This window comes from Alloyangia pacifica (genome assembly GCF_900116195.1).
Taxonomy (GTDB): domain Bacteria; phylum Pseudomonadota; class Alphaproteobacteria; order Rhodobacterales; family Rhodobacteraceae; genus Salipiger; species Salipiger pacificus.
In genome coordinates, this window is record NZ_FOZW01000003.1 from 152,616 (window position 1) to 175,871 (window position 23,256).

The 23,256-nt window shown below is 66.0% G+C and carries 22 protein-coding genes, 1 tRNA gene and 2 pseudogenes; 11 read left to right on the forward strand and 14 right to left on the reverse strand.

Annotation, left to right across the window (positions count from 1 at the left end):
• Positions 1-31 precede the first annotated feature (31 nt).
• Complete coding sequence (locus BM397_RS08005) at positions 32-379, reverse strand: hypothetical protein (protein ID WP_092422809.1); 348 nt, start codon at positions 377-379, stop codon at positions 32-34.
• Here BM397_RS08005 and BM397_RS08010 point away from each other — a divergent pair.
• Positions 378-1,832: a MobA/MobL family protein gene (locus BM397_RS08010; RefSeq protein ID WP_092422811.1), complete on the forward strand. Its 1,455-nt coding sequence runs from the start codon at positions 378-380 to the stop codon at positions 1,830-1,832. The two genes, BM397_RS08005 and BM397_RS08010, sit on opposite strands and share 2 nt — an antisense overlap.
• A 36-nt stretch (positions 1,833-1,868) precedes the next feature.
• Here the strand turns inward: BM397_RS08010 and BM397_RS28950 are convergent, their stop codons facing one another.
• The 4 genes from BM397_RS28950 to BM397_RS08025 form a co-directional block, all read right to left on the reverse strand.
• Positions 1,869-2,150: a hypothetical protein gene (locus BM397_RS28950; RefSeq protein ID WP_143015355.1), complete on the reverse strand. Its 282-nt coding sequence runs from the start codon at positions 2,148-2,150 to the stop codon at positions 1,869-1,871.
• 75 nt (positions 2,151-2,225) lie between these two features.
• Positions 2,226-2,405 carry a hypothetical protein gene (locus tag BM397_RS08020; protein WP_092422815.1) on the reverse strand — a complete coding sequence of 60 codons (180 nt, stop codon included), beginning with the start codon at positions 2,403-2,405 and terminating at the stop codon, positions 2,226-2,228.
• A gap of 2 nt (positions 2,406-2,407) precedes the next feature.
• Positions 2,408-2,539 carry a hypothetical protein gene (locus BM397_RS29640; protein ID WP_256218745.1) on the reverse strand — a complete coding sequence of 44 codons (132 nt, stop codon included), beginning with the start codon at positions 2,537-2,539 and terminating at the stop codon, positions 2,408-2,410.
• A 60-nt stretch (positions 2,540-2,599) separates the two neighbouring features.
• Entirely contained in the window at positions 2,600-3,382 is a 783-nt protein-coding gene (locus BM397_RS08025; RefSeq protein ID WP_092422817.1) for a hypothetical protein, read from the reverse strand.
• A 145-nt stretch (positions 3,383-3,527) separates the two neighbouring features.
• Between BM397_RS08025 and BM397_RS08030 the strand changes: the two genes are divergently transcribed.
• The 6 genes from BM397_RS08030 (at position 3,528) to BM397_RS08055 (ending at position 8,080) form a co-directional block, all read left to right on the forward strand.
• Positions 3,528-5,123, forward strand: a complete 1,596-nt coding sequence (locus BM397_RS08030; protein ID WP_092422819.1) for a hypothetical protein — start codon at positions 3,528-3,530, stop codon at positions 5,121-5,123.
• 73 nt (positions 5,124-5,196) lie between these two features.
• Complete coding sequence (locus BM397_RS08035) at positions 5,197-5,739, forward strand: hypothetical protein (protein WP_092567373.1); 543 nt, start codon at positions 5,197-5,199, stop codon at positions 5,737-5,739.
• Positions 5,736-6,170: a hypothetical protein gene (locus BM397_RS08040; protein WP_092422823.1), complete on the forward strand. Its 435-nt coding sequence runs from the start codon at positions 5,736-5,738 to the stop codon at positions 6,168-6,170. The genes BM397_RS08035 and BM397_RS08040 overlap by 4 nt, the downstream gene beginning before the upstream one ends.
• 167 nt (positions 6,171-6,337) lie before the next feature.
• Positions 6,338-6,631, forward strand: coding sequence for a hypothetical protein (locus BM397_RS08045; RefSeq protein WP_092422825.1), 294 nt, complete (start codon positions 6,338-6,340; stop codon positions 6,629-6,631).
• Positions 6,632-6,746: 115 nt separating this feature from the next.
• Positions 6,747-7,790, forward strand: coding sequence for a tyrosine-type recombinase/integrase (locus BM397_RS08050; protein ID WP_092422827.1), 1,044 nt, complete (start codon positions 6,747-6,749; stop codon positions 7,788-7,790).
• Complete coding sequence (locus BM397_RS08055; RefSeq protein ID WP_092422829.1) at positions 7,787-8,080, forward strand: hypothetical protein; 294 nt, start codon at positions 7,787-7,789, stop codon at positions 8,078-8,080. Before BM397_RS08050 ends, BM397_RS08055 begins: the two co-directional genes overlap by 4 nt.
• A gap of 198 nt (positions 8,081-8,278) precedes the next feature.
• Here the strand turns inward: BM397_RS08055 and BM397_RS08060 are convergent.
• The 4 genes from BM397_RS08060 to BM397_RS08075 all read right to left on the reverse strand — a co-directional run bounded on the left by BM397_RS08060 (position 8,279) and on the right by BM397_RS08075 (position 11,810).
• Positions 8,279-8,352, reverse strand: a tRNA-Cys gene (locus BM397_RS08060).
• A 119-nt stretch (positions 8,353-8,471) separates the two neighbouring features.
• Positions 8,472-9,374, reverse strand: coding sequence for a sulfotransferase (locus BM397_RS08065; RefSeq protein ID WP_176806551.1), 903 nt, complete (start codon positions 9,372-9,374; stop codon positions 8,472-8,474).
• Between the two features lies 1 nt (position 9,375).
• Positions 9,376-10,620 (reverse strand): glycosyltransferase family 4 protein, encoded by a 1,245-nt coding sequence (locus BM397_RS08070; RefSeq protein WP_176806553.1) that lies wholly within the window; start codon positions 10,618-10,620, stop codon positions 9,376-9,378.
• Positions 10,617-11,810: a glycosyltransferase gene (locus BM397_RS08075; RefSeq protein ID WP_092422834.1), complete on the reverse strand. Its 1,194-nt coding sequence runs from the start codon at positions 11,808-11,810 to the stop codon at positions 10,617-10,619. Before BM397_RS08075 ends, BM397_RS08070 begins: the two co-directional genes overlap by 4 nt.
• An 824-nt stretch (positions 11,811-12,634) precedes the next feature.
• Between BM397_RS08075 and BM397_RS08080 the strand changes: the two genes are divergently transcribed.
• Positions 12,635-15,085 carry a right-handed parallel beta-helix repeat-containing protein gene (locus BM397_RS08080; protein WP_092422835.1) on the forward strand — a complete coding sequence of 817 codons (2,451 nt, stop codon included), beginning with the start codon at positions 12,635-12,637 and terminating at the stop codon, positions 15,083-15,085.
• 83 nt (positions 15,086-15,168) lie between these two features.
• Here the strand turns inward: BM397_RS08080 and BM397_RS08085 are convergent.
• From BM397_RS08085 to rfbC, 5 genes and pseudogenes are all read right to left on the reverse strand, one after another.
• A pseudogene (locus BM397_RS08085) lies at positions 15,169-15,615 on the reverse strand (UDP binding domain-containing protein); the annotation flags it as partial.
• A 21-nt stretch (positions 15,616-15,636) separates the two neighbouring features.
• A pseudogene (locus tag BM397_RS30060) lies at positions 15,637-15,711 on the reverse strand (hypothetical protein); the annotation flags it as partial.
• A gap of 116 nt (positions 15,712-15,827) precedes the next feature.
• Positions 15,828-16,706 (reverse strand): glucose-1-phosphate thymidylyltransferase RfbA, encoded by an 879-nt coding sequence (gene rfbA, locus BM397_RS08090; protein WP_092430806.1) that lies wholly within the window; start codon positions 16,704-16,706, stop codon positions 15,828-15,830.
• A complete protein-coding gene (gene rfbB / locus BM397_RS08095; RefSeq protein WP_092430804.1) occupies positions 16,703-17,758 on the reverse strand; it encodes a dTDP-glucose 4,6-dehydratase in 1,056 nt (351 codons plus the stop codon). The genes rfbA and rfbB overlap by 4 nt, the downstream gene beginning before the upstream one ends.
• Positions 17,755-18,327 carry a dTDP-4-dehydrorhamnose 3,5-epimerase gene (gene rfbC, locus BM397_RS08100; protein ID WP_092430802.1) on the reverse strand — a complete coding sequence of 191 codons (573 nt, stop codon included), beginning with the start codon at positions 18,325-18,327 and terminating at the stop codon, positions 17,755-17,757. The genes rfbB and rfbC overlap by 4 nt, the downstream gene beginning before the upstream one ends.
• A gap of 242 nt (positions 18,328-18,569) precedes the next feature.
• Between rfbC and gmd the strand changes: the two genes are divergently transcribed.
• Genes gmd through BM397_RS08115 form a run of 3 tightly spaced genes read left to right on the forward strand, consistent with a single transcriptional unit; the run spans position 18,570 to position 23,113 of the window.
• The gene (gene gmd, locus BM397_RS08105; protein WP_092430800.1) at positions 18,570-19,583 is read left to right on the forward strand and encodes a GDP-mannose 4,6-dehydratase; all 1,014 of its coding nucleotides are present in this window, start codon (positions 18,570-18,572) and stop codon (positions 19,581-19,583) included.
• 30 nt (positions 19,584-19,613) lie between these two features.
• Positions 19,614-22,208, forward strand: a complete 2,595-nt coding sequence (locus tag BM397_RS08110) for a glycosyltransferase (protein WP_092430798.1) — start codon at positions 19,614-19,616, stop codon at positions 22,206-22,208.
• Positions 22,205-23,113, forward strand: coding sequence for a class I SAM-dependent methyltransferase (locus BM397_RS08115; protein ID WP_245696255.1), 909 nt, complete (start codon positions 22,205-22,207; stop codon positions 23,111-23,113). Before BM397_RS08110 ends, BM397_RS08115 begins: the two co-directional genes overlap by 4 nt.
• Positions 23,114-23,256: the final 143 nt, after the last annotated feature.

Consider the following 23,256-nt stretch of genomic DNA (forward strand, 5'->3'; position numbering starts at 1 on the left):
TCATCGAGGCCACCGGTGTTCTTGCGAACGGTCAAGAATGTTCTAAGGGAAACGGCAGCTGCGCCGTCTCGGCGTCGTCCTTCTTCGCTGAGGTATGGGCCACCGCAGCGGCATCGACGTGATTGAGTATTTCAGCCAAAGGGAACGCTATGCGTTCCCTTTCTTTCAGGCGAACATGAACGAGCTTTAGAATGCGTTGCCGCTCGGACCTCGGCAAGGCAGTCAGCCAGTCGAGGAAGGCGTAGCCGAACAGGATCTTGCGACGGGTGTCGCGCTTGCGGCTCTGGGCGGCCGCCTTGGCCTTCGCATCGGCCAGTTTCTCGCGTTCCCGCGCGATCTTCGCCTCCAGCGCAGCGATCTGTTTCTCAGTGTGTGTCATGGTCATCTCCATTCGGTTCGTTGTCACCGAACGGGAAATGCAGCCCCAGTGCCTGTGCCGCTCCTCGAAAATTCCCGTGCGCCCGATGGCGGCGAAAGGCGCCCCCACCGAGCCTGAAAAGGCGAAGGGCGCGGTTACGCAACTCCGGGGGAGTTGCCGCGCGCCTGCGGCGGGCTTTTTTCCGGGAGCGAGGGTCGGCACCAGGCACCACCTCCTCGCTATGAGACACAAAGCATCACGCCTTGAGGTGAAGATTCGCAACCGAGCCAACACCGCTTCCATCGTAGCGGCGGCGGCCTATTGTGCGGGCGGGCGCTACCGCTGCGACCGCACCGAACGAGTGAAGAACTATTCCCGCCGGCGCGATGTTGTCTCGGTCGAGTCGATCAAGATGCCGCATGATCCCGAGCGGATCTGGAACTTCGCGAGCGCTTCGGAGAAACACCCCCGCGCCCGGCTCGCACGTGAAATTCTGGTGTCTCTGCCGCACGAGCTACCGCTCGAGACGCAGCGCGTTCTGGTCCGCGGCTTTTGCCTCTGGCTGCACGACCGCTACAGAATTTCCTCAATGGCGGCGATCCATCACCCGCTTGCCCATGGCGTCGATGACGAGGTCGTCGCCGACATGATCCCGCAGACCGAGGGCCGGAAAAAGCCAGCCAAGCCGCGCAAGGACGAACGGGGCAATGCGCTGAACCAGCATGTACATATCCTGTGCCCGACCCGAGTCTGGGACGAGGAAACGCAAAGATTCGGCAGGAAAATCCGCGACCTCGATGACGTGAAAACCGGACCAGAATGCGTCCAGCAGATCCGTGAGGAATGGCAGCGGCGCGTCAACCGGCAGCTGGAAAAGGCCGGGGTGGCGACCCGTGTCGATCTGCGCAGCTATGAGGCGGCTGCATTGGCTGGCGACGCGCCCGATGGGCTGACCCCGCAGACCAAGCTCGGGCCACGGAACGCCGCGCGTGGTCGGCGGCGAGAACTGGAGACAGGTAGCGACGACACCTACCTCGGACAGGCTCGCGCGAAAACACGGGCCGCGAACGAGGCACTCTGGGAGAGCTGGCTGATCCTGCGGGACGCCGAGCGCGAGAAGGCGCGGCTGGAAAGGTCGCAGCGGATCGCCGCCGAAACCGAGGCGGCGCGCAAAGCGGAAGTAATCAAGGACAAAGCGAAAATCGGCGTCGCCGAAACCACCACCGCTCGGGCCGACGTTATCGAAGCCGCCCCACACCTCGACGCGCTCGACCCATGGCAGGCCGCGATTTCTTGGGCTGAAGGACGGCTCAAGGCCGACATCGACCCAGAGAGCGACAAGACCATCGATCTCGAAAACGAAACAGTGGCCACCCCGCAACCCAAGCAACCGCCGAAATTCGCAATGAACGAGAGGGCCAAGAAATGCGCCTGGCGGCCGCGTCAGCGGCAGAGGGTGAGGGGCGGCGGGTGAAGCCGGTCGCGGCAGGGTGCCGACCCGAGAAGCCGCTCAGTCGTCGAATCGACGGTGCGTTTCGTCAAGCTCCCGCTCTCCTCGCTGACGTGCATTGCGCTCGTCAGGAAACTTGCCGTTGAGCACGAAATCCTGAAACGGCCAGACCGATTGAACTCGTTCGCGGGGTGCTCTTCGCAGGTCGAGGTCGCGGCGCGCGACCACCTTGGAATCGTCCACAAGGAACTCGCGATGGGAATCGCGGCCCAGCAACGTGACGTGGCCGTTCAGGAAGGACCGACCGTTGCCGTATTGTAGATGGAGAACTCTCTTTGCCATGTTGAACGCCTTGCGCTTGGCGAGAATGTCGCGCCCCGATTGGCGCTGCCGCCCATTCTTCAGAGCCTCTCCGGCTCAGCCCCGCCGCCAGGGCGCGCGGGCCACCGTGTCGACGAGGCGGCGCTGCCGCGTGTCGAGCCGGTGCCATGCAGCGCGGAAATCGGCGTGGTCCTCGAGCAGCATGTCCAGCCGACCGAAGGCGAGCGCGACGGCGATGATCTCGCTGGTCGAAAGCGGGCCGATCTCCTCGTCCACCTCTACGCCCTCAGGATCCGCCGGCAGGCGCCGGTGGCGCAGCCTCCGGTCCCAGTGATAATCTCGGCCAGGGCGGCCTCGTGCGCGGCTTTCTCAGCCTTGGTGTGGCGGAGCATGTCGACTGCGTCTTTCATGGAAGACTTCCTTCGTGTGATGCGCGTCGATGCCGGGCGCGCAAGGCGTCCACCGCCCGGTCAACCGGCCTTCGCGACCTCTTGGCCGTCCGGTGCCACCCGCCTGGGCCGGCCGCGTTTCGGCCAGGGCTCACCCCAGATGTCGAACAGGGGAAAGCCCTCGCGCCGTTCGGCGTGATAGGCCCGGTAGTCGTAGATCTTGCGGGTCTCCTCGGGCGCTTTGGCCGCCACGCCGTAGTAGTTGCTGCCGTTGAGATCGGGATGCCGCGCGCCATCGAGCTCTGCATCGGCACGCTCTGCTTCCAGAAGTTCCTGCAAGGGCTTGGCCTGTTTGATGGCCTGAAGCCTTCGGTGTTTCGAGCCGTCGCGCTGGCGCTCCGCGACCTCTGCGTCGGCGAGCCGGCCGAGAAACGCCTCTTGCAGATGAGTGTTGGACAGTCGGTCGGAGCCGATGCGCGAGTGGCAGCGCAGCCGGAGAGCCTCAAGCGCCTCGTCGTCGAGATGCGCCAGCTCGCGCCCCCACTTCAGTCGGCGGTTGACGGCGCAGTTCAGGTATGCGGCGACGACCTGCTCCTCGAGCCGGTAGCGAAGCAGTCCGAAGGTGTCCCACGAAAGCATGACCTCGAAATCTTCCGCCGAGAGGCGCTCGAGGCTGATGGTCAGCGTCTTGAACCCGCCGCGAGTGTCGAAGTGCAGGCGGGCGTAGCACGTCACTTCATGCCGGCTCATCGCTTCGCGGAGCCGGTCCGAGACGGCGGCGTTGAGCTGGAGCTTCAGCTTCGCCGCCTCGAGGGCGACCATGCCCGGCAGAAGTACTGGCAGGCCAACGGGGAGAACATGCATCGGAGGTTCCTTTCCTGTGATGCGCGGCGGCCGAGGGTCGACTACCTGATCAGGATTTCGGAGCATCCGGGGTGGCCCGATAACGATCTTCAGCATGACTTTACGTCAATTTCTGAAGAGTGCCGCCTGGACTTAGGTCCTCCCCATGGATCTCTCGCAGCACCAAACCTTCATTGACGCCCGCCCCGCCGCCGCTCGGATGCCGGCGGAGGATTACTTGCGCCTGCTGCACCCGCTCGGAGCGCATGGTTCGGCGACGCTCATGCGGATCGAAGGCGACAAGCGCTGCGCCCGCACATTCCGGCCCGATGCGCTGCCTGTCGCTGCCGCGGTCTGGCTTGACACCTCATCCTACGTGACCCTGCATCGCTTTCATGGCCCGCGGTCCGGCGGTCGGCTGGCGGCGCTGAACGTGCTGGCGCTGGACCTCGATTATCGGGACGTGCCGCGATGGCACGGGCGCGCACCGGAGCAGGTTGCACAGGCGGTGCAGACGGCGGCACAGGGCCTCGGCCTGCCGCTGCCCTCGGTCATTACCGACACCGGTCGGGGCCTCGCCCTGCTCTGGCTGCTTCACGCATTGCCCGCCGCCGCCGAGCCACGCTGGCGGGCGGCGCAGCGCTGCCTGATCGGGCTTTTCATGGCCTTTGGAGCCGATCGCTCCTGCTGCGATGCCGCCCGCATCTTCCGGATCCCCGAGACGGTCAATACCAAGTGCGGCCGTACTGTTACCGTTGTTGACGGCACCCTACAGCGTCATGATTTCGACCCTCTGGCCGATATGATCCACACCGCTGCCGGACAGCCCACCCGGGCGGAGATGGCGCGGCGCAAAGCCCGGAAGTTGGAGCGGCAGGCAAAACCGGCCGGTGGCCCGCGCGGCCTCGCCCCCGCACCCCGCTTCGCGCAGGTGCGGGGCGACCTGATGGCACTGGCTCGCCACTGGGGCGCGCAGGTGCCCGAGGGACTGCGGAACACGTGGCTGCACCTCGTCGCCACCTGCCTTACGCACCAACACGGGAACCTCGATCTGGAAGCCGAAGTCGAGGCTGCCGCACGCTACTGTGCCGGCCTGCCATCCGCCGAAGTCTCCACTTTGATCCGCGCGGCGGAGCGGCGCCATAAGGGCGAGCAGGAGAGATACTACTATTCGGGGGGGCGCATAGCCGAAATGCTGGGCGTCTCCGACGACCTCGCCCGCCGCCTGCACCTGAAGCAGATCCATTCCGAGGCAGAAAGGGGCCGGCGGCGGCTGGAGCGGGAGTCCAGCCGCCGCCGCGCGAAGGGAATGGTGCCGCGCGAAGAGTACCTCGCAACCCACCGCGTCTCGCGCGACAAGCCCTGGGAAGCCCACGGCATTTCCCGTGCCACATGGTATCGTCGTGGCCGCCCGCCGGCGCCCGCCTCAAATACCGCCGAGCGGGCGCGCCCGGTCCCGCTCAACTGGCGTGAGACACCTCCGCCGCCGCCACAGGGGGGCTTGCCACGCCGCAGGCCCAGGCCCAACCTCTCAGCGAGGCACCAGCCCCTCCACCTGTCCCCCGAAGGCCCCGCAAAGCGCAACCAGCGCTTCGCACGACCGACCCCGACCCGGCCCGACCCCGGCCGAAGACCGCCCGAGAAGCTGCCTAACATCGTGTCGGACCTGTCACCCACACCGGCAGAGAACGCACTGGCCGAGGAGATCTTCCCGGGGGCGATACCAAGCCCCATCCCCCTTGCCGCCGCACGCGCCTCGTGACGCGCAGCGGCAAGGGGCCATGGGGCCTTTGAAGGAAAAGCTGCCGTCGTTTCACGTTACGACAGGAGCTTATATGTTCGACCAACACCCCCACGACTGGCAGCAGGATCTCGCGCTCGGCGACGTCGTCCTCTTCCGCTTTCCGACGACTGAGGATGTCCCCGATGGGGAGACGCCCAAGATGCGGCCCTGCCTCGTCCTCGACACGCCCCGACTCGGCCTGCACCGCTTCGCCAAGCTCGCCTACGGCACTTCCGCCTACGGCAACTCGAACCGGGGCCGCGAGGTGAGCATCCGGCAGCCCACCAGCATCGAAGCGGCCGGCCTTGACCGGCCATCGCGTTTCACCCTCGAGCGGACGTTACTCGTCAGTCTCGATCACCCGGGCTTCGAGGCAGAGAAACACGGCGACCCTCGCATCGGACGACTGGACGAAGGTCTGATGGAGCGGCTGCACGCTCTTCGCGCCCGCATGCAGGCCGCAGCGGACATCGCGGCCGACCATCGCCGGGTGCGGCTCGAGGAACGCCGCCGCTGGCAGGCCGAGGGGCGCGCAGCGGCGCAGCACAACCGCCGCCTACTGCAAGGCCGCGGCTTGGCGGGAGGCGCCCGATGAGCGGCCTCGAGACTTACCCGACTCTCGAAGACCTCGCCGCCGAGGCGCTCTCCACCGCCCGAATTGCCGCTATAGCAATTCGCGAGGACGTGCTCCATCGGCTGGCGCCGCAGGAGCGAACAGGGCCGGAGCTGCTGGTGAGGATGTTCGGCGCGCGCGAGATATTTGCGCCGCAGGTTCTCGACCACCTCAACGCCTTGGAGACCCCGCTCGTTGAGCGGATCACCGAATGCACCTTCGTGGTCGACCGGGCCGAGGCGGGCGAAGGCAATGTCTCACCGGTGTTCTGGCAAGAGGCCAGGACGACAGAGGAGGTGGACGGTCTTTCGAAAGCCCTCGCGGTCATTCTCGAGCTCAAGTTTCTTCTCGAAGCCATCCAGGATCGGCTCGCCGCCGAGGCCGCCATCGAGGCCCTAAGACAGGCCTTATGATCCAGAAACATGCAGTAAAATCAACTGCATGACGGCGCGCCGGCAGTCCTTCTGCTGCTCACGGCCGGCGCGCCGGACCCGAGATAACGCACCGTATTCACAGTTCCGGCCGCCTGGTCGGGAACGATCGCACTTCCTGCGTACAACGACACGCAAAGGATGAAAAAATGTTCGACACCCTCCCTTCCTACCCGTGGCTGCCGCCCCTCATGACGGGATCCGAGTTGGCCGAAGCGATGCGCTATTCTGGTGTCACCTCGGCATTCCGTGGGTGGCTCAAGTCGCTCGACATCAAACCGGTGCCCGGCCGGAGCGATCTCTATGATCCGCATCATGTGCGGCACCGCCTCAACGAGGCGCAGGGGCTCTCTCTTCGGGGCTTCACGCCACCGGAGGCGCCGACCGAAAATAACGAACCCCGGAGCCTGACTGAAATGCGGAGGCAGCGTCGTGGCAAGTAATCATCAAGAACACCGCATTAAGGGTGTGCATCGGGTCACGAAGTCGCGCAAGAACGGTCCTGACCGCCAGTATCACTATGCCTTCAGAGGCGGCCCGAAGTTCTGGGACAGCTCCATGGCCTTCGATGCGACCGATGCACGCTACGTCTCGGCCTACGATGCGGCCATGAAGGCCCAGAGGGACATGCGGATTCCGGCGGCGGACAGCAAATCCACGTCACTCGCCCTGCAGCGCTATCGCGACTCTGCCGAATTCAACGGGTTGGCACCACGGACGCGGGATGACTACGAGAAGTTCCTGACCTCATTCGAGGCGGAGTTCGGAGAGGATCCTCTCGCGATGTTTCAGGAACGTGAGGCCATCGGAGAAATCCGCGAATGGCGCACGAAGTGGAAGAATTCACCGAGGCAATACGACTACGCGGGCGGCGCCGTGACAACCTTCTTGAATTGGTGTGTCGACACCGATCACGCGCTCGAATTCCATCACCACAAAGGCCAGAAGAAGCTCTATTCGTCGAACAGGGCGCAGGTCATTTGGATGCCGGAAGAGATCCAGATGCTTCTGGACGAGGCACGCCCTGAAGAAAAGGCCGTGGTGGTCGCGTTCAGCGAGGGGGGCCTGGCCCCGCAGGATGTCGGCTTGCTTCGGCGTCGGCATGTGCAGACCACTCCGAAAGGCCGGCGCCTGTTCTTCGCCAGGAAAAAGACGGACAACCCCGTCAGTCTGCCTGTGACCGAGGCTCTGGGCGAGGTGATCGACAGCCTTCCCGAGGGGCAGGATCTGCTGGTGACCTCCTTGACCGGCAAGCCACTGACGGCGCTACGCGCGTCCCAGATCATCCGCGACCTCAAAATCAGGCACAACAAGAAGGTCGATGATGGCCTGCTGAAGGTGCGCATCAGGGATGAGCTGCGCCCCTACGACATGCGCGGCACGGCGGCGACGGCGCTTCTGCGCGCTGACTGCTCGCTCAACCAGATCGCGGTGACTATGGGCTGGGGGCTGCGCCACGCGGCAAATGTCATCGAGCGTTACGCCGCGCTCGTACCCGAAGTCTCGGACGAGGTGCACCGCAAGCTGAAGAAGGCCCGGAAGAAGGTCGAGAAGGCTGAGCGCAAGGCCGCCAAGAAAGAGGCCAAGCGGGGCGGGGCATGATTGCGCTGAACCAGACCCGGGACGACCTGACGCTTGCGGCGGCCTGGTGCGAGGTCCGTCACCCCTGCATTGCGGGCCTGCCCGTCTACGACCATGTGTTCGCGCTGCATACCGGCCGGACGCGGGTGGCGCCGATGGTCGACACCGGCGCGGTAGCGCTCGCCGGGGTCTTCCTGAAGCTCCTCGGCTATGCGCCGCTCGATTTCGGTGCGCCGCGGGACCAGGTCCGCGCCGCGCTGATCCGGATCGAGGCGCAGTCGAACAATGACCGAGCCGCCGCGCTCCGCTGATTCTCCAGGCTGGGCCTGACCGCCTGATCCGGCATCATAGCCGACAAAAAACCAAGGGCTGCGAGGAGAGACCCTCGCGGCCCTTTTCGTGTCGCTGATGAGGCTGAAACCGGTGGCCTGTAAACCACCGTGTAAACTGGGCGATTTCGCGCTCCTCCGAAGAGGGCTAAAACAGCTTAAATGCCCAGTAGAATAATATGGAGGCGAGTACCGGAATCGAACCGGTGTGGACGGATTTGCAATCCGCTGCGTCACCACTCCGCCAACTCGCCGGGGGTGTGGCACTCCTTAAGTTTCTTGCGGAGTGCCGTCAAGCAGATATCCGAGGCTAGGGTTGTGAACCACGCAGAGGTGCCATCGGTCAGGCGGGGCAGCGCGCCCCGCCGCCTCTTCACCCAAGGACCTTGGGCGCCAGATAGCCAAACCGCTCCATGATCGCCGCGCAGTTCTTCTGGATCATGCCGGCGACCTCGGGGGCGAGGCTCGCACGCGCCATGTCGTTGACGTCTCCCCGCATGTGCCCGTTCACGTGGTCAAAGGCATGGAAGGTGTCGACCTTGCGCGTCCCCACCACGCGTCCGCTTGCGTCGGTGATCCGCTCCTTGCTCTGCAGGCACAACCCCTGGGTCACCCCGGGCTCAAGTCCGCACAGCGCGAAGACCTCGTCCACGGTTTTGCGGAAATCGGTGATCATGTCTTCGAGCCGGACCACCTTCAGCGGCAGGCCTCGCGCCTCGAGTCGCAGCAAGGTCTCGCCGAAATAACGGTAGAGCGGCAGGATCTTTGCCGGATCCGCGCCGCGGGCCATCATGCTCTCGCAGATGCCGTAGGGATCGCGCACCAGCCCCACGAAGCGGGCTCCGGGATAGATCCGGTCGAGCTCGGTGGCGAGACCGATGTTGTAGTTCATCACCTTGACCAGCATCCGGTTGCGCCCCGAGGGAAAGCTCGGCCCCAGCCCCTGCGCTGCCAGCGCGCGCTTGTAGCGCCTGACCTCGGGCAGGTTGCGGGCGGTGGCACGGGCGAGCTCGCGGGCGATCCAGGCCCTGTCGCGCGGACGCAGCGGCCCCGGGGCCTGACGGGGGTTCATGATGTCGCCGCTGCGCAGAACGGTGGGCAGGTAGCCGGCCAGGGCCTGGAAGACGTCGGCGCGAACCGCAGGCTTCGGGCGCAGCACCTCGTGCATCTCGCCATCGGGCCAGACCGTGTCGGGATGCGAGCGCAGCGCGTTGAGCAACTGGTTTGTGCCACCGCGCTGCAGGCCGAGAATGAAGATCGGGGAGGTATCGCTCATGTCACACCCTCCGGGCGGCCGCAGCGCGCGCGCCGGCCCCCAGTTCGACATATTGACCCAGCAGCGACGTCGCGGTCTGGCGAATGTCGTAGCTCTCGGCCACCGTGCGCAGCGCCGCGGCGCCGAGCCGGGCGCGCAGCTCGGAGTCGCCGGCCATCTTTTCGAGCGCTTTGGCGAGCGCGCAGCGGTCGTCGACATCGAACAGCAGCCCGTTCTCGCCTTCGACCATGAAGTCCATCGCCCCGCCGGTGCGCGCGGTGATGCAGGCCAGCCCCGAAGCGCAGGCCTCGAGAAGCGCGTTGGACAGCCCCTCGCGGGCCGAGGGCAGCACGAAGACATCAACGGCGCGCAGCAGGTTCGGCATGTCCGCCACGTGTCCCAGCATGCGCACACCCGGCTGCTGCAGCAGCGCCTCGGGAATCTCGTCGCCCTCGCCAAAGGTTGCCTGGTAACCCGAGCCGGAGGACCGGTTGGCCCCGGCGATCGCCAGCGTCGCCTGCGGGATGCGCGTCCGGACGTCCGACCACGCCTCGAGCAGCAGCGGCAGACGCTTCTGCGCCGCGAGCCGGCCGGCAAACAGGAAGAGCGGTCCCGCGGGCAGGCCGAGGCTTAGGCGCAACTTGTCCTTGTCGACCTGGGTCTTGGCCGGGCAGAAGCGCGCTCCGTCGACGCCGTTGGGAATGAAGCGCAGCTTTTCCGCCGGGACCCCGAGGTCGGTAAGTTCCACCTCGATCTCGCGGCTGACCATCGGAAAGCGGTCGACCACCCGCGCCATGTAACCCAGCCGCTGGCGACCGAGTGGCTTCTGCGCGATGGAACTCGCCTCGCCGCCGCACATCGGCTTGGCCAGCAGCGGCGCTCCGGTCCAGCGCTTGCCGAGCGCCCCAGCCAGCGACGGGGAAAAGAGCGAATGGCAGTGGATCACGTCGGGGTTGAGGTCGCGCACCATGCGCGCGGCCCCGAGAATGAAGCCCACCCCCTTTGCCGGCTTGCGCATAGCGATGCGCCGGACCTTGACCCCGTCAATGGTTTCGGCGGCGGGCAAGCCCGGGTAGCGGCGGGTGAGGATAAAGACCTCGTGCCCCTGCCCGGTCATCAACCCGGCCAGTTGCGCCACCTGTTTTTCGGCACCGCCGACGATCGGGTGGTAGGACGAAATGATCATGCAGATCCGCAGCGGCTGGGCCGCGGCGAGGTCCGTCTCACCGAGGGCCCGCGTCAGGGAGGAGGTGCTGTCCGGTCTCATTGTCCGCCCTCCGATGCCGCTCCTGCCGCGCCAGCAACCGGCACGGAAGCCCGCCCCGCAGTCAGCTGAGACAGCAGCTCCACCCATTTGGCCACCATGGTTTCCTTGTCGAAGAGCGTCACTGCGCGCTCCCGCCCCGCGGCGGCGTAGCGGCAGCGCAGCTCCGGATCGTGCAGAACGCTGTTCAGCGCCCGGGCAAGGCCCGTGGTGTCCGCAGCCGCCACAAGACGCCCGCTGATGCCGTCCTCCAGCGCGTCCGAGCAGCCGTCCACGTCGGTCGAGATGCAGCAGCAGCCGCAGGCCATGGCCTCGAGCAGGGTGATCGGAAGCCCCTCCCAGTGAGAGCTCAGCACGTAGACATCGAAGGCCTGCAACGCAGCGACGGGGTCGGCTTGCCAGCCAAGCATCCGCACCCTGCCGGCCAGCCCGGCCGCCTGCAGTGCCTGGTCGACCTCGGCCTGCAAACGGCCCTCCCCCGCCATCACGAACTGGACGTGGGGATATCGCGCCACCAGGTCGCGCAGCGCCTCGACGTAGTCGAGCGGCGCCTTCTGCGGCTCGATACGCCCCATCCAGCCGACGACCGGCCGCTCGGGATCCAGCCCCAGCGCACGGCGCGCCTCGGCCCGCTCCCGTGCCGGGCGAAACCGGTCCACATCCACGCCGGTGCGGATCACGCTGACCCGCTCGGGCGGCATGAGCTTTGCCCTCAGCGTCTGGTCCCGCGCGTGATCGGTCAGCGTCACCACGTGCCCGCCAAACCCCCGCGCTGCGAAGTCCAGAGCCCAGTAGAACGGGGCCTTCGCCCCCTGCACCCGCCGCTGGAAAGGCATCGACGCCTGTCGATACACCACCGGCCGACCGGTGATCCGCCCCGCGGCACGCCCAATGAACCCCGACTTGCTGCCGTGGCAGACGATGACATCCGCGTCCTGCTCGCGACTGGCCTCGATGACGCGGCGCAGCACGCGCGCATCACCGCCTAGATCGATGCTGTAGCGCGCCATCTCGACCGGCTCCGCCCCGAGCCCGCGCCGGGTCAGGTCGGCAGCATAGGCTTCGGAGTTTTCAGAAAGGCAAAGAGTGTGCGAGCGCACCCCGATCCGACGCAGCTCCGAGAGCAGCAACTTGTTGTAGAGAGCAATGCCTCCGGTCGACTTCGTCAGGGCGAGAAGACTGATCTGTCGCATGGGTAATCCACATATTTGAGAAACAATTCGTCTTAAATGTTCATTACTCTAGGGCCGCGGGGTGCTGCGCTGCAGCGCCGATTCGGCCTCAAATGGCCACTTCCGCAGGGGCAGCATACGCTGCTTGCGCCAATTATGCCGCAGCGCGCCTTCACCGAACAGCGCAAACTCGGAGCGCGCCCATTTTTTGGGCAGCGGCCATCCGGCGGTTTCTCGCCTTTCCTCAGGCGATACAAACAATGTCCATTGTAAAACGTTAACTTAACTTTAACGTACAAAATTCATTGAAAGTTAATCGTCTAGACGAGTTCCGGTCGCGCAAGCGTCCGGATGGCTGGTCACATTCTCGCCACACTTCCAAAGCACGTCGCCCATTTTAACCGTCGCATCGCGCATTCCGGCAGAAATTTACCGCCCAGCTGTCGGCGGAAATTCACCCAGTACCCCTAGGTAAAGTTTCAAGCGGCATGCTTCCGAGGCGGTCTGCGGGTATCCGATAGCCACTGTAGAGGACCTACTCACACACAACATGAAGTAACAAATCGGGACTAAGTCACATAATGGTGGACAAAAATTCGGAACTTCTTGCGTTTGAGGGAGCGCAAGGGTTTGGTGCAGGCGCGACAGGCGGCCGTGGTGGTGAAGTTGTTAAAGTTACAAATCTGAACGACTCCGGGGAAGGTTCGCTTCGCTGGGCTCTCGAAGATCTGGACGGCCCGCGCATTGTGGTTTTCGACGTCGGCGGACAAATCGACCTGAAGAGCCAGATTCAAATTAACGGTGACGTTACGGTGGCTGGGCAGACTGCGCCCGGGGGGATCACCGTGACCGGTGGCCGTCTGCGTGTCGTCGAAAGCAACGTGATCATCCGCGGTATGACCCTGCGTCCGGGCGACGATCCCGACGCACAGGACCCGGACGACCGCGACGGCTTCTCGATCGGCAAGTCGGGCTCTGTCGTCGAGAACGTAATTCTCGACAGCAACTCGGTCAGCTGGGCGATTGACGAGAACATCTCGACCTGGGGTTCGCCGAGCAACATCACGATCTCGAACAATATCATCGCCGAGGCGCTGCGGAGCTCGCTGCACTCGAAGGGCGATCACTCGATGGGCTTGCTCATCGGTGACGAAAGCTCGAACGTCAGCGTCATCGGCAACCTGCTGGTCAGCAACGAGTTCCGCAACGCGCTGGTCAAGGATGACTCGACGAATATCGAGTTCATCAACAACCTCATCTACAACTACGGCGGAGAAGGCCTCGTCGTCGCTGGCAAAGGGGACGTGCACGCAATCGGCAACGTCTTCATCAAGGGCCAGGACTCCGGCGGACGTGAAGCCATCCGCTTCATCAGCAACACCGGCGAAGCCTCCTACTACGTGACCGACAACGTCGCCGAAGTCGGTGGCGTGAACACCTCGCAGATTCAATCCGACTTCGTGTTCGATCCGGCCACCACCGAGGTGATGTCGTCGAGCGAAGTGGTCGACTGGATCCTCGAGAACGCCGGCGCACGCTTCGACGGCGAGGTGAGCGAGATCGACCAGCGCATCATCGACTCGGTGCTGGACAACACCGGCGCGATCATCGACTCGCAGAAGGAAGCTGGCGGCTACGGCAAGCTGGAAGGTGGCACCGCTCTCGCCGACAGCGACGGCGACGGCATCCCGGACTTCTACGAGCAGGTGATCGGCTCCGACGCGAAGGTCGCGGATGCCAATCGTGACGCGGATGGCGACGGCTATTCGAACATCGAGGACTACATTAACGGCCTGCTCGACGGCTTCTCGAATTCCGGCAACAACGGGAACGTGACCCAGCCCGACGGCGGCGACGAGACCGACCTGGACAACGGCAACGGCAACGACAACACCTCCGGCGCGATCGGCACGGTGATCACCGTCGAGGCTGAAGACCTTGATCTCACCGATGGCTGGGCGACCAAGTCGCTGTCCAGCGCCTCGGATGGCAAGGTGATCCAGAACGAAAGCGGCGAGCTGCAGAGCGCCTCGCTGGCCTTCGACGGCGATGCCGGTGTCTACAGCCTCACTGTCACTTATTTCGACGAAAATGACGGTGTGAGCACGCTGGCGGTTCTCGTCAACGGCGAGCAGGTGGCAACCTGGGATTGGGACGAGGAGCTGGGCAGCGCGCTGGCCAACAAGTCGACCCTCACCTCCAAGGTGATCGAAGGTCTCGAGCTCAAGGAAGGTGACGTCGTCACCCTGCAGGGTCAGCACGACGCCGGCGAGCCGCTGCGGATCGACACGGTCAGCCTCGAGATGACCGGCGAACTCGACGACACCGACACCGACACTGGCACGGACACCGGAAACACCGGCGACCTTGGCGACACGGGCGACACGGGCGATCTCGGTGATGTGGGTGATGTGGGTGCGATCGGCACGGTGATTTCGGTCGAAGCCGAAGACATGGTGCTGACCGATGGCTACGTGCTGAAGAACGTCGGCGGCGCTTCGGGCGGTACGGTCATCCAGAACGAGACCGACACCGTGCAGACAGCCTCCTACGCCTTTGACGGGGATGCGGGTGTCTACAGTCTCAGCGTCAACTACTTCGACGAAAACGACGGTGTTGCCTCGCTGGCGGTGCTGGTCAACGGCGAGAAAGTCGCAAGCTGGGACTGGGACGCAAACCTGGGCAGCGCGCTGGCCAACAATGACACCAAGGCCACCAAGCTGATCGAGGGCCTCGAGCTTTCCGCAGGCGACGTGATCAGCCTGCAGGGTCTGAACGACGGTGGCGAACCGGTCCGCGTCGACAGCATCGATCTCGAGATGACCAATGTGATCGACGGGTCGGGCGAGCAGGCCGCTGACAACGGGGCCGAATGGCTGTTCATCGAGGCCGAGAGCTTTGTCTTCGATACCAGCGCCAAGCGCGGGTTCGAGGTCACCGACCTCAAGGCCGCCTCCGGCGGCCAGGTGCTCAGCGCGCTCGGCGATGCCGAGGCCTGGACCAACTTCGACGGCGAGAGCGGCACCTACGACGTGGGCATCGACCACTTCGACGAGAACGACGGCGTCTCCTACCTGGAGTTCCGCGTCAACGGCGAGGTAATCGACTCCTGGCACTGGGATGCCGACCTCGGCGATCGCCTGGCGAACAAGAACACCCTCACCCGCCACCTGGTCTCGGATGTCGAGATCTCGGCCGGGGACGAGATCTCGCTTGTTGGCTACGGGGACGGCGGCAGCGAACCGCTGCGCATCGACGCGCTCGAGTTCATGCCGAGCGACACGATCCTCTCCTGATCCGCACACGCGGAGAAATTGTAAAATCCGGATCGGGCGGCGCAACACTGCGCCGCCCGGTTCTCGTTTTCCGGTTCTCGCTTTCAGGCACCCGCGGGATCGCCGCGGCCCACACTCTGGTAATCGATGAAGCCGGAGGCGAGCGCATCCTCATAGGTGTAGATGTTGCGCAGGTCGGCCATGCGCGGTGTCGACATGCCCTTGGCCAATACCTTCAGATCCAGCGCGCGGAACTCGTTCCACTCGGTGAGGATGACCAGCAGGTCGGCGCCCGCGGCGGCGGCATAGGGGTCTTCCTCCCAGGTCACCCCGGGCAGCAGCGCCTCGCCCTCGCGGCGGCCCTGCGGGTCGACCACCGACACGCTCGCCCCGCCGCCCACCAGCGCCGGCACGATGGTCAGCGCCGGCGCGTCGCGCATGTCGTCGGTGTTGGGCTTGAAGGTCACACCGAGCACCGCGACCTTCTTGCCGTTGAAGCTGCCGCCGCAAAGGTCGAGCAGCTTGTCGGTCATCCGCCGCTTGGTGTCCTCGCACCCCAAGACGCAGACCACCTCGTGGCCGAAATCCGAGAAACAGACCCCGGAGACAAGCCCCACGTAGCCGGTGCCGATCATTGCGATTTTCATGGGAGTTCCCCTTTTTCTGCGTGGCGCGACAGAAGGGGCAGAGCCGCGCCCTTGTCAAGCGAACGGGGTGTTTCCGCCCCGTTCGTTGCGCCATTCACCGCCGCCGCGGACCCCGCTCAGTGCGAGGTGTCAGCCAGCCGCATCAGGTAGGCGCCGTAGTCGGTCTTGGCATAGGCGGCGGCCTGCGCCAGCAGCGCCTCGCGGCAGATCCAGCCCTGCTCGAAGGCGATCTCCTCGGGGCAGCCGCATTGCAGACCCTGGCGCATCTGCAGCGTGCGCACGAAATTGCCCGCATCGAGCAGCGAGCCATGGGTGCCGGTGTCGAGCCAGGCGTAGCCGCGGCCCATGCGCGCCACGTCGAGCGCGCCCTCGGCGAGGTAGCTCTCGAGCAGCGTGGTGATCTCCAGCTCGCCGCGCGCCGAGGGGGTGATCGCCCGCGCCCGCTCCGGCGCCGTGCCGTCGAGAAAGTAGAGCCCGGTCACCGCGTAGCTCGAGGGCGGCACCTGCGGCTTCTCGATGATCGCCGTGGCGCGGCCCGCCGCGTCCATCGCCACCACGCCGTAACGCTCCGGATCCTGCACGTGGTAGGCAAAGACCGTGCCGCCGCTTTCGCGCGCATCGGCTTCGGCCAGCATCTCCGGCAGCCCGTGGCCGTAGAAGATATTGTCGCCCAGCACCATCGCCGAGGGGGCCCCGGCGAGGAACTCCTCGGCCAGCAGGTAGGCCTGCGCCAGCCCGTCGGGGCTGGGCTGCTCGAGGTAGGTGAACGCCAGCCCCCACTGGCTGCCGTCGCCGAGCAGGTGACGGAACTGCGCCTGGTCCTGCGGCGTGGTGATGATGGCGATCTCGCGGATCCCGGCCAGCATCAGCACCGAGAGCGGGTAGTAGATCATCGGCTTGTCGTAGACCGGCATCAGCTGTTTCGACACCGCCTGGGTCAGCGGGTAGAGCCGCGTGCCGGAGCCGCCGGCGAGAATGATCCCCTTGCGCATCATGCCGCTCCTCCCGTCCCGAGCCGCTGGCCGACGCCCTTGCGGTCCTGCAGCGGCCGCCACCAGGCCTCGTTGTCGAGATACCATTGCACGGTCTTCTCCAGCCCCTCTTCCACCGTCACCGAGGGCCGCCAGCCGAGCTCGTCGCGGATCCGGCTGGGATCGATCGCGTAGCGCGCGTCATGGCCCGGGCGGTCGGTGACGAAGGTGATCTGATCGGCATAGCTGCCGCTTTCCTTGGGACGCTTTGCATCGAGGATCGAACACAGCGTCTTCACCAGCTCGAGGTTGGTCCGCTCGTTCTCGCCGCCGATGTTGTAGCTGCGGCCCAGAGCGCCCTTCTCCACCACCAGCAGCAGCGCGTCGGCGTGATCCTCGACGTAGAGCCAGTCGCGGATATTCTCGCCGGTGCCGTAGATCGGCAGCGGCTTGCCGGCCAGCGCATTGAGGATCACCACCGGGATGAGCTTTTCCGGGAAGTGGTAGGGCCCGTAGTTGTTCGAACAGTTGGTCAGCACCACCGGCAGCCCGTAGGTCTCGTGCCAGGCGCGCACCAGGTGGTCGGAGCTGGCCTTCGAGGCCGAATAGGGCGAGCGCGGATCGTAGGGCGTCTCTTCGGTGAACTGCACGGACGGATCGGCGGGCAGCGAGCCGAAGACCTCGTCGGTGGAGATGTGGTGGAAGCGGAACGCCTCGGGCTTGCCCTCGGCCACCCAATAGGCGCGGGCGGCTTCGAGCATGTTGTAGGTGCCGGTGATATTGGTCTCGATGAAATCGCCCGGCCCGTCGATCGACCGATCGACATGGCTCTCGGCGGCGAGATGCATCACCGCGTCGGGGCGGTGCGCGGCAAAGATCCGGTCGAGCGCCGCGCGGTCACGGATGTCGGCCTGCTCGAAAGCGTAGAGCGGGCTTTCGGCCGCAGCGGCGACGTTCTCGAGGCAGGCGGCATAGGTCAGCGCATCGAGGTTCACCACCTCATGGCCGCGCGCCACCGCCAGGCGCACCACCGCCGATCCGATGAAGCCGGCGCCTCCGGTGATCAGAAGTTTCATGCCGGCTCTCCCGTCCAGATGAAGGGGCTGGTGATGTCGCGCAGAAGCGGCGCCGCCGCGTCCTTGCCCGACAGCACCGCGCCGCTGGTGTCCACACCCCAGTCGATGCCGATATCAGGGTCGTCGAACCGCACTGCCCCGTCGCACTCGGGGGCGTAGTAATCGGTGCACTTGTAGATGATCTCGGTGTCCGGCTCGAGCGTGACGAAGCCGTGCAGGAAGCCCGCGGGGATCAGCAGTTGCCTGCCGTTCTCGAAGCTCAGGTCGACGGCGATCCAGCGACCGTAGGTCGGCGAGCCGCGGCGGATGTCCACCGCCACGTCGCGCAGCGACCCGCGGCCGCAGCGCACCAGCTTGGCCTGGGCATGCGGCGGCGCCTGGAAGTGCAGCCCGCGCACCGTGCCGGTCTGTGCCGAGAGCGAATGGTTGTCCTGCACGAAGTCGTAGTCGAGCCCCGCCTCGCGCATGCGCCGCGCGTTCCAGCTCTCGCTGAAGAAGCCGCGCGCATCGCCATGGCGCTGCGGCACCAGAATGACCACCCCGGGCAACGCCGTTGTCTCGATCTCCATTGCTGTCCCCTTTGACCCGTCCCCAAATTTACCGGCGTTAAATCTTTCCCCATCATGAAGGTCAATACGAGCCCCCGACTCGCGCCACGGAATGTCCCCGGGAATTGTCTTTTGCGCCCCAGGAGCAGCCCCGCGCCGGGTCACGGGACGGTTCCGGCCCCTTCGCGGCAGTGGTCACTTGACCCAGCGGCAATCGTGGGCATCGTGGTGGCAGAGTTTTTTTCAAACCAAGAGATACGTTAATGAAAACAGCGTTTATTACCGGCATTACCGGGCAGGACGGGTCTTATCTCGCGAAGCTTCTTCTCGAGAAAGGCTACAAGGTCCACGGCGGTGTCCGGCGCATTTCCCAGCCCGAAACCACGCGGCTCAAGCTGCTGGGGATCGCCGACCAGGTGGAGTTGCACGAGTTCGACCTGATCGAGCAGAACAACATCTTCCGCATCATCCGACAGATCGACATGGACGAGTTCTACAACCTCGCGGCGCAGAGTTTCGTCGGCGCCTCCTGGGAGGTGCCGGTCTATACCGCCGAGGTCGACGCCATGGCGGTGGTGAAGATCCTCGACGCGCTGCGCACCCTGCGCCCCGAGGCGCGCTTCTACCAGGCCTCGACCTCCGAGATGTTCGGCCTGGTGCAGGAGGTGCCGCAGCGCGAGACCACCCCGCTCTACCCGCGCTCGCCCTACGGCGTGGCCAAGGTCTACGGCCATTACATCACGATGAACTACCGCGAGAGCTTCGGGCTGCACGCCAGCTCGGGGATCCTGTTCAACCACGAGAGCCCGCTGCGCGGCAAGGAATTCGTCACCCGCAAGATCACCCTCGGCCTGGCGGAGCTGGCGCGCGGCGGCGAGGCGCCGATCGAGCTGGGCAACATGGACGCCCGGCGCGACTGGGGATTTGCCGGCGATTACGTCGAGGGCATGTGGCGCATGCTGCAGCAGGACGTGGCCGACGACTACGTGCTGGCCACCGGGGTGACCACGACGATCCGCGATTTCTTCACCTATGCCGCCGAGGAGCTGGGCATGGATCTGGCCTGGGAGGGCGAGGGCGAGGGCGAGACCGCCACCGACCGCAAGAGCGGCAAGCTGGTGATGAAGGTGAACCCGAAGTTCTATCGCCCCGCCGAGGTCGAGCTGCTGATCGGCGATGCCTCGAAGGCGCAGGAGAAGCTGGGCTGGAAGGCCTCGGTCGACGTGCGCGGCCTGGCCGGCATGATGGCCAAGTCGGATTACGACGCGCTCGCCTGATCCCATCGCCACAGCAGACGGGTCAGCGCCATGAGCCTTTCCGATTTCCCCATGCCGTCGAAGCTGCGCGCCGCCGCGCGCCGCGTGCGGAACCGGCTGGCCCCCTTCGCCAGCCGCCAGTTCCACGGCCCCTACCGGGGCGTCGTGGACGGTCTCAACGAGGAGGGGGTGATCCGCGGCTGGGTCATCCACACCGCCACCAAGAAGGGCCGGGTGCCGGTGGCGCTCTACGCCGGCGACACGCTGATCGACGCCGGCATCGCCGAGGTGCTGCGCGAGGACGTGCGGGTGGCCACCGGCGGCGAATCCGCCTGCGGCTTCCAGTTCGGCCTGTCCGACGCCTCCTACCAGAAGATCGCCCGCGCCGGCGGCCGGCTGAGCATCCGCACCGAGGGCGCCGAGAGCGTCGAGCTCGGCACGCTGAGCTTCGCCGCCGACGCCGGCAACCCGCGGATCGGCAGCGACCACCTGGCGCGCTGCCGCTTCGCGCTGAAGAGCGAGCTGGCGGCGCTGCTCGCGCTGCTCGACGAGACCCCGGTGCCCGAGGGGCCGCTGCCGGCGATCGTGCAGCCGCCCTTCGAGCGCCACGGGCGGCTGTTCGACACCGCGCCGCTGATCCCCGAGATCCCCGAGAGCGGCCAGCCGGCCTATCTCGACTACGTGCGCTACCGCTACCGCATGGACCAGCACTACCTGGTGGAGAAGGGGCTCGAGAGCGAGGACCGCTACCTCTACTGGTACCTGACCGCCTACCGCGGCCAGGAAAAGCACCGCACCCCGCTCTCGGCGGCGCAGATCGACCATCTCAACGCGCCGATGGTCATGGCCGGCCAGAGCTACAGCCTCAGCCGCGTCCTCTGGTGGCGCCTCGCCGGGCGCCCGGACCTGATGGGCAAGCTCAACCTCAACGACCGCGACAGCTACATGGACACGCTGTTCTGGTGGACCCACCAGGACGCCCCCCACATGTATTTCGAAGATTGCCTGGTGCCCGACCGCTTCGCAGACGCGCTGCGCGGCGTACACCCCTCGCGGCGGCTCGACGCCTTCCCGCTGAGCTATTTCTCCGAGCGCTACTTCCTCGACAGCCCCAAGCTGCACTTCCTGGACCCGGGCACCGCCGAGGGCCGCAAGATGCTGATGCTCTCGCTGATCCTGAGCGCCGCCAGCCGCCCGGACCTGCTGCGCTACCTGCCGCGCACGCAGCTCAACAAGCTGCTGGGAGAAAATCCCGAAAACGAGAACGGCGCCTCGGACTTCGAGCTCTTCGTCACCGGCCTGGCCAATGTGCCGCCCGACGAGGGCGGCGAGACGGCGGACGAAGAGGCCGGCCCCGGTCGCATCGCCCTGCCCCGCGAGCGTTTCGCCGCGGCGCTGCGGGCGAAGTTCTTCGATCTCGACAGCTACAGCTTCCTGACCCGCGACCGCGACGGCAACCGCTTCGAGGCCGCCGCCCTGCCGATCCCCGCGCCGGACCGCGAGACGGTGGACGTGCAGCTGATCGGCCCGCTGGCCAAGGCCTCGGGCCTCGGCCAGGCGACGCGGCTCTCGGCCGCCATCCTGCGCGAGACCGGGCTGAACGTGCGCGGCGTCGACTTCGATCTCGACAACCCGGCGCCCGAGGGCTTCTCCTCGGAGACGCTGATCGAGGACTACGGCCCGGCGAAGATCAACCTCATCCACCTCAACGCGGAATCCACCCCGCTGGCCTTCGCCTACCAGCCCGACGTCTTCTCGGGGGCCTACAACATCGGCTACTTCTTCTGGGAACTCGACAAGCCCGCCTACTGCCACTACCTCGGCATGGAGCTGCTCGACGAGATCTGGGTCTCGACCGACTACGGCGTCGAGATGTACCAGCCCGACGCCAAGGGCAAGCCGGTGGTCAACGTCGGCATGTGCTACGAGGAGCACCCCGACATCACCCGCGCGGCGGCCCGCGCCTTCGTCAACCGCCGCTTCCGCTTCGACGACAGCCACTACGTCTGCCTCGTCGCCTTCGACAGCTTCTCCTTCGTGCAGCGCAAGAACCCGGTGGCGGTGCTGCAGGCCTTCCAGAAGGCCTTCGAGGGGGTGCCCGAGGCGCGGCTGGTGGTGAAGACGCAGAACCGCGACAGCGTCTTCGACCCGATCCAGGTGAATCTCTGGGACCGGGTCGATGCGATGCGGAGCCGCGACCCGCGCATCGTGGTGATGAACGAGACGCTGAGCTACCGCGACCTTCTGCAGCTCAAGGCCGGCTCGGACTGCTACATCTCGCTGCACAAGTCCGAGGGCTGGGGCTTCGGGATGATCGAGGCCATGGCGCTGAAGGTGCCGGTGGTCTGCACCGCCTATTCCGGCAACATGGACTTCTGCTCCGACGCGACCGCCTGGCTGGTGGACTACGAGATGACCGAGCTGCAGCACGGCGACTATATCTTCGTGCGCCCCGGCTCGGCCTGGGCCGAACCCTCGGTCGACCACGCTGCGCGGCAGATGCGCGCCGCCTACGACGACCCGCAGGCCCGCGCCGCCAGGGCCGAGGCGGCCTATGTCCACATCCGGGAAAATTTCTCGGCAAAGGCGATCGCCCGGCGCTACGGCGGGCGGCTGCGCGAGATCCTGCAGGAGCAGAGCCGATGACCCGGTCGCAGCCCTCGCTCGACGCGCTCTACCATTACAGCTGCGAGTTCGACGCGGTCGGGCTGATCCGGTCCTTCGCCCGCGACGATCTCGAGCCGACGCCGGGCGCCTCGACCAACTTTCTCGGGGTGAAGGTGCCGGTCAAGGTCTTCCCGCCGGTGCTGACCGCGCTCGAGGGCAAGCTCGAGGGCCCGCCCGATCCCGGCAACTGGCACGCCGATATCGCCGAATGGGCCGCCGCGCTGCTGTCGGTGGTGCGCGCCCGGGGCAGCTACCGGATCGTCGAGATCGGCTGCGGCTGGGGCTGCTGGCTGGTCAACATGGGCACCGCCGCCCGCGCCCGCGGGCTCGACGTCGCGCTGATCGGCATCGAGGGCGACGCCGGCCACCTGTCGCGCGCCGCCGAGGTGCTGCAGATGAACGGCTTCACGCCCGGGGACTACAGGCTGCACCACGGCATCGCCGGGCCGCGCGCCGGCAAGGCGATCTTTCCCGACAGCAAGTCCGAGACCACCGGCTGGGGCGGCGAGGCGATCTTCTTTCCCGACGCCGCCACCCTGGCCCGGGCCAGGCGCGATCCCGATGTGCAGGTGCTCGACTGCATGCCGCTGAAGGCGCTGTCGGACGGCGCGGTCATCGACCTTTTGCACATCGACATCCAGGGCGCCGAGGTGGATTTCGTCACCGGCAGCATGGCCGATATCTCCAGCCACGTGCGCCGGGTGCTGATCGGCACCCACAGCCGCATCATCGAGGGCCAGCTGAGCGCGCATTTCCTCGAGGCCGGCTGGATCATGGAGATGGAGCGCCCGGCGCTGATGCCGCTGCACGCCGGCAGGCCGCACATCGCCATCGACGGCGTGCAGCTCTGGCGCAACCCGGACATGGAGGAGGTCATCCCCTGACCCGCGCCCGGGACATCCCCGGAGGCCGCCCGTCCCCAGCAATGGCCCCGGCAGCAGGCATCGGACCCAATTTTCACGCCCCCTCCGCAAAGCAGGGCAGACCCAAGACATTTTCTCACCGGGACATTTTCTCACCGGGACAT

Coding starts and splice junctions, on each gene's coding strand:
- BM397_RS08010 (WP_092422811.1), top strand. CDS start 378: ATGGTCATCTCCATTCGGTTCGTTGTCACCGAACGGGAAATGCAGCCC.
- BM397_RS08005 (WP_092422809.1), bottom strand. CDS start 379: ATGACACACACTGAGAAACAGATCGCTGCGCTGGAGGCGAAGATCGCG.
- BM397_RS28950 (WP_143015355.1), bottom strand. CDS start 2,150: ATGGCAAAGAGAGTTCTCCATCTACAATACGGCAACGGTCGGTCCTTC.
- BM397_RS29640 (WP_256218745.1), bottom strand. CDS start 2,539: ATGAAAGACGCAGTCGACATGCTCCGCCACACCAAGGCTGAGAAAGCC.
- BM397_RS08025 (WP_092422817.1), bottom strand. CDS start 3,382: ATGCATGTTCTCCCCGTTGGCCTGCCAGTACTTCTGCCGGGCATGGTC.
- BM397_RS08030 (WP_092422819.1), top strand. CDS start 3,528: ATGGATCTCTCGCAGCACCAAACCTTCATTGACGCCCGCCCCGCCGCC.
- BM397_RS08035 (WP_092567373.1), top strand. CDS start 5,197: ATGTTCGACCAACACCCCCACGACTGGCAGCAGGATCTCGCGCTCGGC.
- BM397_RS08040 (WP_092422823.1), top strand. CDS start 5,736: ATGAGCGGCCTCGAGACTTACCCGACTCTCGAAGACCTCGCCGCCGAG.
- BM397_RS08045 (WP_092422825.1), top strand. CDS start 6,338: ATGTTCGACACCCTCCCTTCCTACCCGTGGCTGCCGCCCCTCATGACG.
- BM397_RS08050 (WP_092422827.1), top strand. CDS start 6,747: ATGGCCTTCGATGCGACCGATGCACGCTACGTCTCGGCCTACGATGCG.
- BM397_RS08055 (WP_092422829.1), top strand. CDS start 7,787: ATGATTGCGCTGAACCAGACCCGGGACGACCTGACGCTTGCGGCGGCC.
- BM397_RS08065 (WP_176806551.1), bottom strand. CDS start 9,374: ATGAGCGATACCTCCCCGATCTTCATTCTCGGCCTGCAGCGCGGTGGC.
- BM397_RS08070 (WP_176806553.1), bottom strand. CDS start 10,620: ATGAGACCGGACAGCACCTCCTCCCTGACGCGGGCCCTCGGTGAGACG.
- BM397_RS08075 (WP_092422834.1), bottom strand. CDS start 11,810: ATGCGACAGATCAGTCTTCTCGCCCTGACGAAGTCGACCGGAGGCATT.
- rfbA (WP_092430806.1), bottom strand. CDS start 16,706: ATGATGCGCAAGGGGATCATTCTCGCCGGCGGCTCCGGCACGCGGCTC.
- rfbB (WP_092430804.1), bottom strand. CDS start 17,758: ATGAAACTTCTGATCACCGGAGGCGCCGGCTTCATCGGATCGGCGGTG.
- rfbC (WP_092430802.1), bottom strand. CDS start 18,327: ATGGAGATCGAGACAACGGCGTTGCCCGGGGTGGTCATTCTGGTGCCG.
- gmd (WP_092430800.1), top strand. CDS start 18,570: ATGAAAACAGCGTTTATTACCGGCATTACCGGGCAGGACGGGTCTTAT.
- BM397_RS08110 (WP_092430798.1), top strand. CDS start 19,614: ATGAGCCTTTCCGATTTCCCCATGCCGTCGAAGCTGCGCGCCGCCGCG.
- BM397_RS08115 (WP_245696255.1), top strand. CDS start 22,205: ATGACCCGGTCGCAGCCCTCGCTCGACGCGCTCTACCATTACAGCTGC.